At 74.3% G+C, this 15,753-nt stretch carries 11 protein-coding genes and 1 pseudogene; 6 read left to right on the top strand and 6 right to left on the bottom strand.

The window, feature by feature from the left end:
• Positions 1-133: 133 nt before the first annotated feature.
• The gene (locus ACFY61_RS01050; RefSeq protein WP_389465199.1) at positions 134-892 is read right to left on the bottom strand and encodes a methyltransferase domain-containing protein; all 759 of its coding nucleotides are present in this window, start codon (positions 890-892) and stop codon (positions 134-136) included.
• Between the two features lie 82 nt (positions 893-974).
• A complete protein-coding gene (locus ACFY61_RS01055) occupies positions 975-1,451 on the bottom strand; it encodes an SAV_6107 family HEPN domain-containing protein (protein ID WP_389465909.1) in 477 nt (158 codons plus the stop codon).
• Between the two features lie 218 nt (positions 1,452-1,669).
• On the opposite strand from ACFY61_RS01055, the pseudogene ACFY61_RS01060 reads away from it, so the two are divergent.
• From ACFY61_RS01060 to ACFY61_RS01070, 3 genes and pseudogenes are all read left to right on the top strand, one after another.
• A pseudogene (locus ACFY61_RS01060) lies at positions 1,670-2,359 on the top strand (ATP-binding cassette domain-containing protein); the annotation flags it as partial.
• Between the two features lie 559 nt (positions 2,360-2,918).
• Entirely contained in the window at positions 2,919-5,003 is a 2,085-nt protein-coding gene (locus tag ACFY61_RS01065; protein WP_389465201.1) for a YhgE/Pip family protein, read from the top strand.
• Positions 5,004-5,033: 30 nt separating this feature from the next.
• On the top strand, positions 5,034-5,648 hold the full coding sequence (locus ACFY61_RS01070; RefSeq protein WP_389465204.1) for a TetR/AcrR family transcriptional regulator: 615 nt from the start codon (positions 5,034-5,036) through the stop codon (positions 5,646-5,648).
• Positions 5,649-6,314: 666 nt separating this feature from the next.
• On the opposite strand, the gene ACFY61_RS01075 is transcribed toward ACFY61_RS01070, so the two are convergent.
• The 4 genes from ACFY61_RS01075 to ACFY61_RS01090 form a co-directional block, all read right to left on the bottom strand.
• A complete protein-coding gene (locus ACFY61_RS01075) occupies positions 6,315-8,693 on the bottom strand; it encodes a transglutaminaseTgpA domain-containing protein (RefSeq protein WP_389465206.1) in 2,379 nt (792 codons plus the stop codon).
• Entirely contained in the window at positions 8,690-10,066 is a 1,377-nt protein-coding gene (locus ACFY61_RS01080) for a DUF58 domain-containing protein (RefSeq protein WP_389465209.1), read from the bottom strand. Before ACFY61_RS01080 ends, ACFY61_RS01075 begins: the two co-directional genes overlap by 4 nt.
• Positions 10,066-11,070 (bottom strand): AAA family ATPase, encoded by a 1,005-nt coding sequence (locus ACFY61_RS01085; RefSeq protein ID WP_389465212.1) that lies wholly within the window; start codon positions 11,068-11,070, stop codon positions 10,066-10,068. Before ACFY61_RS01085 ends, ACFY61_RS01080 begins: the two co-directional genes overlap by 1 nt.
• 121 nt (positions 11,071-11,191) lie before the next feature.
• The gene (locus tag ACFY61_RS01090) at positions 11,192-11,746 is read right to left on the bottom strand and encodes a beta-class carbonic anhydrase (RefSeq protein ID WP_389465215.1); all 555 of its coding nucleotides are present in this window, start codon (positions 11,744-11,746) and stop codon (positions 11,192-11,194) included.
• 316 nt (positions 11,747-12,062) lie between these two features.
• Here ACFY61_RS01090 and rsmH point away from each other — a divergent pair, with 316 nt between their 5' ends.
• The 3 genes from rsmH to ACFY61_RS01105 are packed head-to-tail and all read left to right on the top strand — an operon-like array spanning position 12,063 to position 15,743.
• Positions 12,063-13,022 carry a 16S rRNA (cytosine(1402)-N(4))-methyltransferase RsmH gene (gene rsmH, locus ACFY61_RS01095; protein ID WP_389465218.1) on the top strand — a complete coding sequence of 320 codons (960 nt, stop codon included), beginning with the start codon at positions 12,063-12,065 and terminating at the stop codon, positions 13,020-13,022.
• Positions 13,023-13,080: 58 nt separating this feature from the next.
• The gene (locus tag ACFY61_RS01100) at positions 13,081-13,785 is read left to right on the top strand and encodes a septum formation initiator family protein (protein ID WP_389465221.1); all 705 of its coding nucleotides are present in this window, start codon (positions 13,081-13,083) and stop codon (positions 13,783-13,785) included.
• Positions 13,782-15,743 carry a peptidoglycan D,D-transpeptidase FtsI family protein gene (locus ACFY61_RS01105; protein ID WP_389465224.1) on the top strand — a complete coding sequence of 654 codons (1,962 nt, stop codon included), beginning with the start codon at positions 13,782-13,784 and terminating at the stop codon, positions 15,741-15,743. Before ACFY61_RS01100 ends, ACFY61_RS01105 begins: the two co-directional genes overlap by 4 nt.
• Positions 15,744-15,753: the final 10 nt, after the last annotated feature.

Below are 15,753 nucleotides of genomic sequence, written 5' to 3' on the forward strand. Positions count from 1 at the left end.
GCTCGGGGGGCCGTCGAGGCCATTGTTCCCCAACGGCCTGTTCACCACACCGGACGGTGTCCCCCGATCATACGGGTCCGGCCGCCGGAACGGAGGGCTTGCGGGCAGACCGCCCCGGAGGAAGCCGCCCAGTTCAGGCGGCCTTCTCGCCCAGCACGTGCAACTGCGTGGCGACCGCGTGGAAGGCGGGCAGCTCGGCGGCCGCCTCCTCCAGTTTGAGCAGCGCTTCGACGGCGCCCGGCTCGGTGTCCACCAGGACTCCGGGCACCAGGTCGGCGAAGACCCGTACGCCGTGCACCGCGCCGACCTCCAGGCCGGCCGAGCCGACCAGCTCGGACAGCTGCTCGGCGGTGAAGCGGCGGGGCACCGGGTCGCCGGAGCCCCAGCGGCCGGCCGGGTCGTTGAGCGCGTTGCGGGCCTCGGTGAAGTGGCCGGCGAGGGCGCGGGCGAGCACCGCGCCGCCGAGGCCGGCGGCGAGCAGGCTGAGGATGCCGCCGGAGCGCAGCGCGGACACCGCGTTGGCGACGCCCTCGGCGGGGTCGTCCACGTACTCCAGCACGCCGTGGCAGAGCACCACGTCGTAGGAGTCGCGCTCGACGACCTCCAGGAGACCCTGGGCGTCCCCCTGGACCCCGCGGACCAGCTCGGCCACGCCGGCCTCGGTGACCCGCCGCTCCAGCCCGAACAGCGCGTTCGGGCTGGGGTCGACCACGGTCACCCGGTGGCCCAGCCGGGCCACCGGGACGGCGAACTTTCCGGTGCCGCCGCCGGTGTCGAGCACGTCCAGCACGTCCCGTCCGGTGGCCTTCACCCGGCGGTCGAGGGCCTCCTTCAGGACCTCCCACACCACGGCGGTGCGGAGGGAGGCGCGGGGACGGGAAGTGTCGGACACGACGGATGACTCCTCGGCGCAGTGGCATTGGGCGGTGCGGCCCCCACCCTATTGCCTTCCGGCGCCGCTCAGCTCATCCCCTTCACCCCGCGTCGGGGCGCGGCTGGGGCAGCGGCTGCGGGAGGGTCGGCGGCAGCGCCAGCATCCGCTCGACCAGCCGCAGGAACATCGCCACGGCCCGGACCAGGTCGTCCGCGTCCCGGTCGGTCGCCGCGCCCGCTATCCCGGCCTCCGCCCGGGCCCGGCGGTCCGCGCCGGAGGCGAAGAGGGCGCTCCACTCGGTCAGCTCGGGCGCTATCTCCGGGAGCACCTCCCAGGCGCTGCGGATCCGGGGCCGGCGGCGCGGGTGCACCGGCTCGGGGCGGCCGCGGGCGGCCAGTACGGCGGCCGCGGTCCGCAGGGCGGCGAGGTGGGCGGTGGCGTACCGCTCGTTGGGCCGGGGCAGCAGGGCGGCCTCGTCCAGGCCCTGGCGGGCCTTGGCGAGCAGGTCGAGGGCGGCCGGCGGGGCGGAGGACCTCCGCAGGACGGGGTGGACAGGGGACGGGGACGGTGTGGCCATGACGAACCTCCTGTCGTTGCGTTCTGTCGCGTGCTCGGCGGCGCGGATGGCCGCGCTGCGTGCATCCATCGTGACCGTCCCCACTGACAATCGCCCCGACCTGCGCTTTCGGGCCATTCCGGGGCTTCGGGGACCCCCGTGGGGGCACCCGGTCTACGAAGGGTGGTAGTTTTTGAACTGACCAGTCAGTTCAAAGAAACGCGACGAAGGGGGAGGGCGTGGACAGCCCGCGAGGCGCGGCCGTCAGGGCCGAGGACTTCGGACTCAAGGGACCGCGCGGCTGGGTCTTCCGGGGCGTGGACGTGGACGCGGCCCCCGGATCCCTGATCGCCGTCGAGGGCCCCTCCGGCAGCGGCCGCACCTGCCTGCTGCTCGCCCTCACCGGCCGGATGAAGCCGACCGAGGGGCACGCGGAGATCGGCCGGCTGCGGCTGCCGAAGAAGATGGCCGCGGTCCGCCGGATCTCCGCACTCGGCCCGGTCCCCGGGGTCAACGACCTCGACCAGGCCCTCACCGTCACCGAGCAGCTCCGCGAGGGCGCGCTGCTCCAGCGCCGCTTCGACGGCCCGGTCCGCGGCCTGCTCCGGCCCCCGGCCGAGCGCGCCGCCGCCACCGCCGCCCGGATCGAGGCGGCCCTGGCCACGGCCGGCCTGGACGTGGCCGCCCTGCCCAAGGGCGGCCGCACCTCCGTGCGCGACCTGGAGCGGCTGGAGGCCCTCCGGCTCTCCGTGGCCATCGCCCTGCTGGGCGACCCCCGGGTGCTCGCCCTCGACGACACCGACCTCAAACTCTCCGAAGCCGAACGCGTCGAGGCCTGGGCCCTGCTCCGCCGCCTCGCCGACTCCGGCCTCACCGTGCTCGCCGTCTGCAGCGAGGCCCCCGCCGACGCGGTGGTCCTGCGGACGGCCGCCGCGCCGGAGCCGGTGGAGCCGGGGGGCTCCACCGGCCCGGCCCCGCGACCCACCCGCCTCCGCGGCGGCCGCCTCCGCAGCCGCCGCGCCGGCACCCCGGCGAAGACCGCCCCGCCGGCCGCGGCGTCCCCCGTCACTCCCGCGGCCGACCCGGAAGCGAACCCCGCCCCCGTACCGGCCCCGGCCGAGCCCGCGCCGGCGACGAAGGCCACCCGGACGAAGAAGGCCGCGCGGGCGGCGAAGCCCGCACCGGCGGACCGGACCGCACCCGCGACGGGGTCGGCGCCGGAGCCCGCCCCGGCCCCGGCGACGGCCGGGCGCACGCCCGAGGCGAACCCCGAGGCGAACCCTGCGGCAGAAACCGCGGTGGAAAACGCCGGGGCGGCCGCGCCGGCGGAGCAGGCCGTACCCGCGGAGGCCGCGCCCGCGGAGACCGCCGCCCCCGCCGGGGCGGCCGCGCCTGCGGACGAGCCCGCAGCGCCTGCGGAGGCCGCCGCGCCTCCCGCCGACGGCGGGAACACCGAAGACCACGACGACACCGCGAAGGAGACGGGCGATGCGCTCGCCGAAGCTCGCCGCGCTTGAGCTCAAGCGCTTCGGCAGGGGGAAGCTGCCGCGCAAGGCGCTGGTCGCGCTGCTGCTGATCCCGCTGCTCTACGGCGCCCTCTACCTCTGCTCCTTCTGGGACCCGTACAGCCGCCTCGACCGGGTCCCCGTCGCGCTCGTCAACACCGACCGCGGCACCACCGTCGACGGTGAGCGCCTCGACGCCGGCGACGAGATCGCCAAGAAGCTGAAGGACAGCAAGACCTTCGGCTGGCACGAGGTGGACGCCGAGGAGGCCGCCGAGGGCCTGGAGAAGGGCACCTACTACCTGACCCTCACTATGCCGGCCGACTTCAGCGAGAAGATCGCCTCCAGCTCCGGCGACGACCCCGCCACCGGCGCCCTCCAGGTCCGCACCAACGACGCCAACAACTACATCGTCGGCTCGATCTCCCGGACCGTCTTCTCCGAGGTCCGCTCCGCCGCCTCCACCAACGCCTCCCGCGGCTTCCTCGACAAGATCTTCATCTCCTTCTCCGACCTGCACGACAAGACCGCCGAGGCCGCCGACGGCGCCACCCAGCTCAAGGACGGCACCGTCAAGGCCAAGCAGGGCGCCAAGGACCTCGCCGACGGGCTCGACACCGCCAAGGAGAAGACGGGCGAGCTGGCCGGCGGCCTCAAGAAGCTCGACGGCGCCGCCGCGCAGCTGGAGACCGGCAGCCGCGACGTCGCCGCCGGCACCCAGGTCGTCGCCGACAAGGTGAACGGCGCCGCCGCCAAGGCACGCCCGTTCGTGAAGGACCCCAAGGGCCTGGCCGCCCAGGCCGAACTGGTCGCCGACACCGCCAAGGTCGTCAACAAGCACCTCAAGACCTTCGCCGAGAAGGCCCCGGCCGTCGCGGCCGTCACCAAGAAGGTCTCCGCGAAGAGCTCCGAGGTGTACACCGAGACCTGCGTCACCGGCCCCAAGCCCTACCCGGCGAGCTGCCCCAAGCTCAAGGAGGTCAAGGACGGCGCCGCGGAGGCCGCCGAGCTCGCCGGCGACGTCGACGCCGTCGTCAAGACCACGGGCGGCGACCTGGACAAGCTCGGACGCCAGCTCACCGACCTGGAGAAGCAGGCCCGCGACCTGGCGGAGAAGGCCCCCGGCCTGGCCGCCGACCTCGACGCGGCCGTCGCCAAGGTCAACGCCCTCAACTCCGGCGCCCACAAGGTCGCCGACGGCATGGACAAGCTGCACACCGGCCTCACCGCCGCCAGCAAGGGCTCCGCCGGGATCGACAACGGCGTCGGCAAGCTCGGCGACGGCGCGCACCGCCTCGACGGCGGCATCTACAAGCTGGTCGACGGCTCCGGTGAGCTCGCCTCCGGTCTGCACGAGGGCGCCGGCAAGATCCCCGACTACGACCAGCAGCAGCGCGACACCCGCACCGAGGTCATGGCCGACCCCGTCCGCCTCGCCGCCGAGTCCCTGCACAAGGCGCCCAACTACGGCACCGGCTTCGCCCCCTACTTCATCCCGCTCTCCCTCTGGGTCGGCGCGATGGTCGCCTACATGCTGATCACCCCGCTCAACCGCCGGGCCCTCGCCGCCGGCGCCTCGCCCTGGCGGATCGCCCTGGCCGGCTGGCTGCCGGTCGCCTCCCTCGGCGTCCTCCAGGTCGCCCTGCTGATGTCCGTACTGCACTACGGCCTCGGCCTGGAGATGGCCCACCCGGCCGCGACCATCGGCTTCCTCGCCCTGGTCACCGGCTGTTTCGCCGCCATCGTCCAGTGGCTCAACGCCAAGTTCGGGGCGGCCGGACGGATCCTCGTCCTCGCGGTGCTGATGCTCCAGCTCACCTCGGCCGGAGGCACCTACCCGGTGCAGACCAGCCCCGGATTCTTCAACGCCATCCACCCCTACCTGCCGATGTCCTACGTCGTCGAGGGCCTGCGCCGGCTCATCACCGGCGGCGACCTGGCCCCCGTCTGGCAGGGTTGCGCGGTCCTGACCGCCTTCACCGTCGGAGCGCTCGCGCTCACCGCCCTCGCGGCCCGCGGCAAGCAGGTCTGGACCATGGACCGTCTGCACCCCGAACTGAGCCTCTAGGGACACGTGACACCTGTGACAATCAGCGCCATGGACAGCAGCACCAGCACGCGCCGGCAGGCGACCCGGCAGAAGCTCTACGAAGCGGCCGTCACGCTCATCGCCGAACAGGGCTTCTCCGCCACCACCGTCGACGAGATCGCGGAACGCGCCGGGGTCGCCAAGGGCACGGTCTACTACAACTTCGCCAGCAAGACCGAGCTGTTCGAGGAGCTCCTCCGGCACGGGGTCGGGCTGCTCACCGCCAACCTGCGGGCCGCGGCCGACGCCACGGAGGAACGCGGCGGCACCAGGGTGGAGGCGCTGGACGCGATGATCCGGGCCGGCCTGGTCTTCATCGACCGCTACCCGGCCTTCACCCAGCTGTACGTGGCGGAGCTGTGGCGCACCAACCGGGCGTGGCAGTCCACGCTCATGGTGGTCCGGCAGGAGGCCGTGGCCGTGGTGGAGACGGTGCTGCGGGAAGGGGTCGAGCGGGGGGAGCTCAGCACCGAGATCGACGTGCCGCTCACCGCGGCGGCGCTCGTCGGGATGGTCCTCGTGGCGGCGCTGGACTGGCAGTCCTTCCAGCGCGAGCGGTCCCTGGACGACGTGCACTCGGCGCTGTCGCTGCTGTTGCGGGGGCGGGTGAGCGGGGGGCGCTGAAGGGACCCCCGGTCGGCGGTGCCGCGGGGCGGGGGATGGGCGTAGAACTAGGTATCCGTACCTAGACGGACAGATGAGTACGTGTACGGATGGGCCTCCACCTGCGGGAACAGCAGACTGGGGGCCACGGACGGAGGACCCGGCCCGCACCGCCGACACGGGGCTGCGGAGCGGGCCGGGAGCCTCGTCCGGCACGCGCGCCGGCCCGGCGGTGGCTCCAGGGGGAACGAGCCACCGCCGGGCCGCGCCCATGCCCCGGATCCATTACCGCGCGGCCAATGCTCCGCCCGGGCACACGGGGCTCCGCCCCGCACCCCGCGCCTCAATCGCCGGCGAGGCTGGATTTGCCCCCGGAGCCGGCCCGAGCGGCCACGCCCGCGCGGGGCCGATCCAGCCCGAGCGGCGTTTGAGCGGGGCCGGCGGAGGCGTAGCCGCGCGGTCGGTGCTCCGCCCGGGCACACGGGGCTCCGCCCCGCACCCCGCGCAATCGCCGGCGAGGCTGGAACTGGCCGCCCGGGGCCGGCTTGCAAGGCAACTCCTGCCGGGCCCCTTCAAGCCCGAGCGGCGATTGAGCGGGGCCGGCCCGGGTGCCGGGCACATGGCGGAGCCGGGCCGCGCCATCCAGCCCGATCGGCGGTTGAGGCGCGGGGCCCGGCCCCGGGCGGGTCAGCCGCGGCGGAGGTGGGGGCGGAGGGTGGCGGCCCGTTGGGTCAGGGTGGTCCAGCGGGCTGTCGCCGCCCAGGCGACGCGGGCCGCCGAGCGGGGGAGGAGGAGCGCGCGCAGCCGGCCCCGGCGATTCGTGCCGGCCAGGAGGGCCGCGCGGGCCGCCAGGACGTCCGCCGCCAGCCCCGGGTAGCCCGCGGGCGCGCCCGGCGGGGCGTACAGGGCGCGTTCCACCGCGCCCGCCACCCGGTGCACCGCGGCCGCCGGCTCCGCCGGAAGCGCGCCGAGCTCCACGATGCGGGTCGCCGCACCCCGCGGCGACAGCGCCTCGTCCGGCACGATGCCCACGTCCCACGCCGCGTCACCCAGCTCCCGCCACGCCGCCGCCGGGTCCCCCCGGCCGAGCCGCGCCGCCCGGACCCGGCCGCGCCACAGGAGGGGGAGCAGGGGCAGGGCGAGGAGGACGAGGACCGTCGCGGTGACGCCGAGCACGGGTCCCCAGGCGACGCCGTCGTCGGTGGGGGAGGAGTCCGCGCCCGCCGCGGCCCCGCAGTCGCCCAGCCGCCGGGCCTCCGGCGGACAGGCGTCGTCCGAGGAGGACGGCGCCGGCGCGGGGACGTTCGCGCTCTGCGAGGGCAGCGGCGCCGGCGCGGACGGCAGCGGCGCGGGCGCCTCCGGACGGGTGTAGTCCGGGGCCGTGCCCCGGGTCGGCGTCGGCTCGAACCGGGTCCAGCCCACGCCCTCGAAGTACAGCTCCGGCCAGGCGTGTGCGTCCTTCATGCTCACCTGCACGCTGCCGTCCGACAGCCCCGTGCCCGGCGTGAAACCGACCGCCACCCGCGCCGGGATCCCCAGCGAGCGCGCCATCGCGGCCATCGAGAACGAGAAGTGGACGCAGAAGCCCTCCTTGTCCCGCAGGAAGCGGGCGATGGCCTGCGATCCGGAGCCGGAGGACGTCCGCGTGTCGTACGTGAACCCGCCCAGCTCCTTCACCGCGAACCAGTTCTGCAGCTTCAGCGCCTTCGTGTAGTCGTCCGTCGCGCCCCGCGTGACCTGCCGGGCCGTCTCGGCCACCACCGGCGGCAGGTTCTCCGGGAGCCGGGTGAACTCCTCCAGGAACCGGGCCGGCGGCTTCGGCGCCGCCGAGAGCCGGCGGGCGGTCGGCCGCAGCAGCAGGCTGGTCACCGTGTACCGGGCGCCCTGCACCGTCTGCTTCTTGTTCTTCCCCAGGTCGTCGCCGATCAGGGTCCGGCCCACCGGCTCGAACCGCCAGCGGCCTTCGATCTCCACCTTCGTCGCCGGGTACGGCATCGGCAGGTACCGCTGCACGTAGTCCTGGGCGGCGGAGACGCTGGTGCGGACCTCGGTCCCGCTCCGCCGTACCTCATCGTCCAGCCCCGGCACCTGCGGCAGCCGTTCCGGGACGTCCGTCAGGCTCCGGCCGGAGGACTTCCACTCCACCCCGTCGAACTCGTCCAGCGACACGATCCGCAGGTACTGGTCGGCCTGCCGGTTGTCGGTGCGGTAGCGCAGCACCGGCCGGTCGTCCTGGGCGTTCAGGCTGTTCTGCAGGGCGACCAGCGGGTTCACCGCCGAGATGGTGCCGCCGCCCGGCCCGGAGCCGCCGCCGTCCTCGCCCGTGCCGCCCATCAGTCCGCCCGAGGGCGTGGGCAGCACGTACGCCACGCCCATCGCGATCAGGACGGCGACCGCGCCGATCCGCCGGCCGGTCCGCACCTGGGCCAGGGCCCGCCCGCCACCGGACCCGGAGCCGCCCGACGCGCCCCCGCCGAAGACCCGGCCCCACTGGGCCAGCCGGTCCCGGCCCTCGGCCAGCAGCAGCATCAGGTAGCCCGCGGCGGCCGGTACGAACAGCAGCCAGTCCCCGCCCCCGGACAGCCCGGCGGCCACCGAGTACAGGGCGAGCAGCGGCAGCCCGGACGCGGCCGCCGTGCGGAAGGTCACCGCGAGCACGTCGACGAGCAGCCCGACGAGCAGTACTCCGGAGACCAGCAGAAGCCGGATGCCGTCGGTCAGCGGGGCCGGGATGGCGTACTCGGCGACGTCCGCCAGGCCCTCCTGGTAGAGCCGGCCCAGCCCGCCGACCAGCTGGTCGCCCAGTCCCTGCGAGGCGGTGACCGACCGGCCCTCCCCGGCGAACAGCACCATCAGCAGGAGCAGTGTCGCCAGCAGCTGCGCGGCCACGGTCAGGGGCCGCGCCAGCGGCACCCGCCGGGCCAGCGCCCCCACCCCGCTCTGCACCGCCAGCAGCACGGCAGCCTGGAGCAGCCACTGCTGGGTGGCGACCAGCGGCCACAGGGACAGCGCCGTGAGCAGGGTCGCCAGCGCCGCGAAAACGGTCAGTCTCGCCCGGCCGCTCATGGCCGTCCCCCCGAAGTCCCGTGGGCCTGCGGCATCCCGGCGGCGGTGCCCGCCGACCCGGCCTGCCGCCACAGCTGTGCCAGCGAGGCGCCCGGCGGCACCGCGAGGACCGTCCAGCCGGCCTCGCGCAGCCGCCGCAGCCGCTCGGCGGCCGGGGCCACGGCGGCGTCCGCCGGAGCCCTTCCGCCCCACGCCGCCGGGTCGAGCACGAAGGCGACCCCGCCGCCACCGCGCCGCCGCAGCTTCGCGGCCATGTCCGCCTGTACGTCGTCGAGGCCGCCGAAGAAGGCGATCAGCAGGCCCTCGTTGCCGCCGCGCACCGCGTCGTGGGCGCGGGACAGCCCGGCGCCGTCGGAGTGGCCGACGACCGCGAGCGTGTCCAGCATCAGTCCGGCGGCTTCGGCGGACTCCTGGCCGCCGGCGGAGAACCCGCCGGCGGTGAAGCCCCCGGCGGCCTCGCCACCGACCGTGCTGCCCGTGTCGGTGAGCAGCCGGACGGAGAACCCGCGTCCGAGCAGGTGCAGCAGGACGGAGGCGGCGCCGGACACGGCCCACTCGAAGGCCGAGTCCGGGCCGGCGCCCTCGTAGGCGACCCGCCGGGTGTCCAGCAGGACCGTCGCGCGGGCCCGCTGCGGCTGTTCCTCGCGGCGCACCATGAGCTCGCCGTAGCGGGCCGTGGACCGCCAATGGACCCGGCGCAGGTCGTCGCCGTAGCGGTAGCCGCGCGGGATCACGTCGTCGTCGCCGGCCAGCGCCAAGGAGCGCTGGTTGCCCTCGCCGTAGCCGTTGGACTCGCCGGTCAGCTTCACCGGCGGCAGCGGTTCGGTGTGCGGGATCACGGTGAGGGTGTCGTACGTGCTGAACGAGCGGGTCAGCTCGACCAGCCCGAACGGGTCGGTGAGCCGCAGCTGGAGCGGGCCCAGCGGGTAGCGGCCCCGCAGGTCGGAGCGGACCCGGTAGGACACCTCGCGGCGGCCGCCGGGCTCGACCCGGTCCAGGACGAACCGGGGCCGCGGCCCGAGGACGTACGGCACCCGGTCCTGGAGCATCAGCAGACCCGTGGGCAGCCGGGACACGTTGTCCATGCGCAGCTGCACCCGGGCCTCGGCGCCGGCCGGCACCCGCATGGGGGTGAGGCGGCGGCTGCCGGAGACCCGGTAGCGGGTGCGGTGCAGGGCGTAGACGCAGATCAGCGGCAGGACCGCGACCAGCAGCCCCACCTGGAGCAAGGCGTGCTGGCCCAGCACGAAGGCACAGGCGGAGGCCGCTGCGCCGGCGGCCAGGAAGGAGCGGCCGCGGGTGGTGAGCCCGGAGAGCGTGGCGCGCAGCCCGTTGCTCCCGCCGCCGGCCCCGCCGGGCGTGGCGGCGCTCATCAGAAGCCCCGGACGCCGGGCGGCTGCTGGCCGTGCTGGTGGGCGGAGGGCACCGGGGTGCGCTGCAGGATGTCGGCGACGACCTGCTCGGCGGTGCGCCGGTTCAGCTGGGCCTGGGCGGTGGGCAGCAGCCGGTGCGCGAGGACCGGCGCGGCCAGCGCCTGCACGTCGTCGGGGAGCACGTAGTCGCGGCCGGCCAGGGCGGCGGAGGCCTTGACGGCGCGCAGCAGGTGCAGGGTGGCGCGGGGCGAGGCGCCGAGGCGCAGGTCCGGGTGGCTGCGGGTGGCGGAGACCAGGTCGACGACGTAGCGCCGGACGGGCTCGGCCACGTACACCTCGCGCACGGCTTCGATCAGCTTGGTGATCTCGTGGGCGTGCGCCACGGCGGCGAGGTCGTCCAGCGGGTTCACCGCGCCGTGCACGTCGAGCATCTGCAGCTCGGCGGCCGGGCTGGGGTAGCCGACGGAGACCCGGGCCATGAAGCGGTCGCGCTGGGCCTCGGGGAGGGGGTAGGTGCCCTCCATCTCGACCGGGTTCTGGGTGGCGACGACCATGAACGGCGAGGGCAGCTCGTAGGTCTTGCCGTCGATGGTGACCTGCCGTTCCTCCATGGACTCCAGGAGCGCGGACTGGGTCTTGGGCGAGGCCCGGTTGATCTCGTCGCCGATCACGATCTGGGCGAAGATCGCGCCGGGCTTGAACTCGAACTCGCGGCGCTGCTGGTCGAAGATGCTGACGCCGGTGATGTCCGAGGGCAGCAGGTCCGGGGTGAACTGGATCCGCTGGACGGAGCAGTCGATGGACTTGGCCAGCGTCTTGGCCAGCATGGTCTTGCCGACGCCGGGCACGTCCTCGATCAGCAGGTGCCCCTCGGCGAGGAGCACGGTCAGCGCGATACGGACGACCTCGGGCTTGCCCTCGATCACGCTTTCGACGGACCTGCGGACCCGCTCGGCGGTGCTGGTCAGGTCCGCGAGGCTAGCGCGGTCGTCATAGGTCGTCACCTGGTTCTCCACCCCAAACACCCAAAAACGTCGTCGAACGGGGACGGCCGGGCCCGGGCAGAGAGAGGGGACCCGGGCGGCGTTCCCACCGCATTGTTGACGGAGCCCGGGCCCTTGTCACTCACGAGGCCGGATCGATCTCCCGGAGCAGCCCGGTGTGCACGTCGAAGACGAAGCCTCGCACATCGTCCGTGTGCAGCAGGAAGGGGTTGGTCCGGACCCGCTGCATGGACTGGCGGACGTCCTGGTCGACGTCGCGGAAGGCCTCGACGGCCCAGGACGGGCGCTGGCCGACCTCGTCCTCCAGCTCGTGGCGGAAGTCCTCGGTCAGGCTCTCCAGGCCGCAGCCGGTGTGGTGGATGAGGACGACGCTGCGGGTCCCCAGGGCGCGCTGGCTGATGGTGAGGGAGCGGATGGTGTCGTCGGTGACCACGCCGCCCGCGTTGCGGATGGTGTGGCAGTCGCCGAGCTGGAGGCCCAGGGCGGCGTGCAGGTCGATGCGGGCGTCCATGCAGGCCACGACGGCCACGTGCAGGACGGGCCGGGCGTCCATGCCGGGGTCGGTGAAGCGGTCGGCGTAGGTGCGGTTGGCGGCGATCAGGCGGTCGATGACGCTGTCACCGGCACCCTGGGCCAGGGATGCGGAGTCGGTCGGCGGGGTTGCGTGAGTCGTCATGTCTACAGACGTTAGTGGTCACAGCGTGTCAAGGCCTTGCGTGAGCTTGGACAAAGGGCGTCAACATGTCTTGTGTGAGCTAATCCACAGGGGTGGCGCGGTCGGGGCCGTAAGGGTGATTCGCGGCTCCGCGGGGTTCCCGGACCGGTGCCACACCGGGCGGAGGCCGGTTCGTTGACCGCGGCGACCGTTGGACTAAAGTGACGCGAAACCGGCGGGGGCCCGGTCGGGGTACCGTCAGCCGCCCTCCGGCCCGTGAACATCCCGCGTGCGCGGTGCGTACGCATACGCCCGCGCCGTAATCTGAGAGGGCGCCTTGACCAGCGAATCCCGACACGTCCCGGTGATGCTCCAGCGGTGCCTGGACCTGTTGGCCCCGGCGCTGGAGAAGCCGGGAGCGGTCGTCGTCGACTGCACCCTCGGCCTCGGCGGCCACAGCGAGGCCCTGCTCAAGCGGTTCCCGGCGGTCCGCCTCGTCGCGCTCGACCGCGACAAGGAGGCACTGCGCCTCTCGGGTGAACGCCTCGCCCCCTACGGTGACCGGGCGACCCTCGTGCACGCCGTGTACGACGAGCTCCCCGAGGTCCTCGACCGGCTCGGCATCCCCGCCGTCCAGGGCGTCCTCTTCGACCTCGGCGTCTCCTCCATGCAGCTGGACGAGGCCGGCCGCGGCTTCGCCTACGCCCAGGACGCGCCACTGGACATGCGGATGGACCAGACGACCGGGATCAGCGCGGCGGAGGTGCTCAACACCTACCCGGCGGGCGAACTGGTCCGCATCCTGCGCGCCTACGGCGAGGAGAAGCAGGCCAAGCGGATCGTCTCGGCGATCGTCCGCGAACGGGAGAAGGAGCCCTTCACCAACTCGGCACGGCTGGTGGAGCTCATCCGCGACGCCCTGCCGCAGGCCGCCAAGAGGACCGGTGGCAACCCGGCGAAGCGGACCTTCCAGGCGCTGCGGATCGAGGTCAACGGGGAGCTGTCCGTGCTGGAGCGGGCCATTCCCGCGGCGGTGGAACGGATCGCGGTCGGCGGCCGGATCGCCGTCCTGTCGTACCACTCGCTGGAGGACCGACTGGTCAAGACGGTCTTCGCGGCGGGCGCCGCGTCCACGGCCCCGCCCGGGCTGCCGGTCGTGCCGGAGAAGTACCAGCCGAAGCTGCGGCTGCTCACCCGGGGAGCGGAGCTGCCCACCGAGGAGGAGGTCGCCGAGAACCGGCGGGCCGCCCCCGCCCGGCTCCGCGGCGTGGAACGCATCCGCGAAGCCGTGCTGTGACCCCGCCCGGCGCGGGCCGGGCCGGAACGAACACCGAAGCGCGTACCCGGGAGGAAGCGTGAGCAAGGTGGCCACGGCCACGCGGATGCGCGTGGCCCGGATCGGCGCGGCGCGGCGGGTGCGCGCCGGCCGGCCCGCCCGCGGAGGGCCCGCGCAGGCCGCCCGGGCCCCCTTCGTGCTGCTGGTGGTCGCGCTGCTGGCGGGCGGCCTGATCAGCCTGCTGCTGCTGAACTCGGCGCTGAACCAGGGCTCGTTCCAGCTCAGCCGGCTGAAGAAGGAGACCACCGCGCTGACGGACGAGCAGCAGGCCCTCCAGCGCGACGTCGACGCGCACTCGGCGCCGGACGCGTTGGAGCGCAGGGCCCGGGAGCTGGGCATGGTGCCCGGCGGCAGCCCGGTCTTCCTCGGCCCGGACGGCCGTACCGCCGGCACCCCCGTCCCCGCCGAGGCCCCGCCGCCCCCCGCGCCGGACCCGGCACCGACCGCGGCCCCGACCCGGGTTCCCGACCCGAACGCGGCCCCGACCGGCCCGAACGCGGTCCAGGACCCGGTCCCCGACCCGGCGTCCGCGCCGGGCCGGCCGCCGGAGCAGGCCCCGGCACAGCCGCCCGCGCAGGGCGGCACCCCCCCAGCTCCCGGCGGAACCCCCCGCGCAGGACGCCCCGGACCGGGGCCCGGCACCACCCCCCGGGCAGCCGCCCGCGCAGAACCCGGCACCACCACAGACGCAGCCCTCCCCGACCCCCGGACGGTGACGACGTGAGCCCCAAGGAGCCGCCCCGCCGCCGCGTGCCCGGTCCCGCACGCCCGCGCCCGCCCCAGCCCGGCGGACGGCCCGCCACCCGCCCGGCCACCCGCCGGCCCGCAGCCCCGCGCAAGCCGCACACCATCCGGCTCGGCAGCCCGCGGCCCCGCCTGCGACTCGTCAGCATCGGGCTGACCCTGGTGATGCTCGCCTTCGTGGTGCGGCTGCTCCAGGTCCAGGCCGTCGACGCCTCCACGTTCTCCGCCGTGGCCTCCAAGAACCGCTACGCCAGCTACACGCTGGCCGCCGAACGCGGGGACATCACCGACCGCAAGGGCGTGGCCCTCGCCACCAGCGTGGACGCGTACGACATCACCGCCGACCCGTCCATGTTCACGCCGAAGGAGAGCAAGGCCCCCGACGCCCCCGAGCAGGCCGCCGCCCTCCTCGCCCCGATCCTCGGCAAGGACGCCGCCGAGCTGACGGCACGGCTGAAGACGCAGAACACCCGGTACGTGGTACTGGCCCGCCGCCAGACCCCCCAGGTGTGGAACCAGATCCGCGACCTCAAGCGCGTCTTCGCCGAGAAGGCCACCGCCGACAAGAAGAACAACGGCCCCGGCGCCAACGTCCTCGCCGGCGTCTTCCACGAGGAGAGCAGCAAGCGGGTCTACCCCAACGGCACCCTCGCCGCCGGGATACTGGGCTACGTCAACGCCGAGGGCCACGGCGCCGGCGGCCTGGAGTCCGCCTTCGACAGGATGCTGGCCGGCAAGGACGGCGAGGCCACTTACGCCCAGTCCGGCGGCCGCCGCGTGCCCACCGCCGGCTCCAGCGAACAGCCCGCCGTACCCGGCCAGGACATCGAGCTGACCATCGACCGCGACATCCAGTGGGCCGCCCAGAGCGCCATCACCGCGCAGGTCGAGAAGTCCCGGGCCGACCGCGGCTACGTGATCGTCCAGGACACCCGCACCGGCGAGGTCCTGGCCATGGCCAACGCGCCCGGCTTCGACCCCAACGACCTCACCAGGGCCCGCTCCACGGCCATGGGCAACGCGGCCCTCCAGGACGTCTACGAGCCGGGCTCCACCGCCAAGGTGATGTCGATGGCCGCCGTCCTGGAGGAGAAGAAGGCCACCCCCGGCACCCACGTCACCGTCCCCAACCGGCTGCACCGCGGCGACCGCCTGTTCAAGGACGACATCGACCACCCGACCTGGTACCTCACCCTCAACGGGGTGCTGGCCAAGTCCTCCAACATCGGCACCATCCTGGCCACCGGCCAGCTCGGCAGGAACCAGGCCCAGGCCAACGAGGTGCTGCACTCCTACCTGACCAAGTTCGGCATCGGCCGGCCCACCGGACTCGGCTACCCCGGCGAGTCCCGCGGCATCCTGGCCCGGCCCGGCGACTGGTCCACCTCCCAGCAGTACACGATCCCCTTCGGCCAGGGCCTGTCCGTCAACGCCATGCAGGCGGCCTCCGTGTACTCCACCATCGCCAACGGCGGGGTCCGGATCGAGCCGACCCTGGTGCGCGGCACCAAGGGCCCCGACGGGCGCTTCACCCCCGCCCCCGCCCCCGAGAAGACCCGCGTGGTCAGCGAGGAGACCGCCAGGACCCTGGCGCAGATGCTCGAATCCGTGGTCGACGACCAGGAGGGCACCGGCACCAAGGCGAAGATCCCCGGCTACCGCGTGGGCGGCAAGACCGGCACCTCCAACCGAGTGGATCCGGCCACCGGCCGCTACAAGGGCTACACGGCCTCCTTCGCCGGCTTCGCCCCCGCCGACAAGCCGCGCCTCACCGTCTACTGCGCCATCCAGAACCCCACCAGAGGCAGCTACTTCGGCGGCCAGATCTGCGGCCCCGTCTTCAGGACCGTCATGGAGTTCGCTCTCAAGACGCTCCAGGTGGCCCCGACCGGAACCGCACCCGCCGGTCTGCCGGTCACCTTCCAACCCGGCCAGTGATCCAGAAACA

It is taken from the genome of Streptomyces sp. NPDC012888, from assembly GCF_042900645.1.
Lineage (GTDB): Bacteria > Actinomycetota > Actinomycetes > Streptomycetales > Streptomycetaceae > Streptomyces.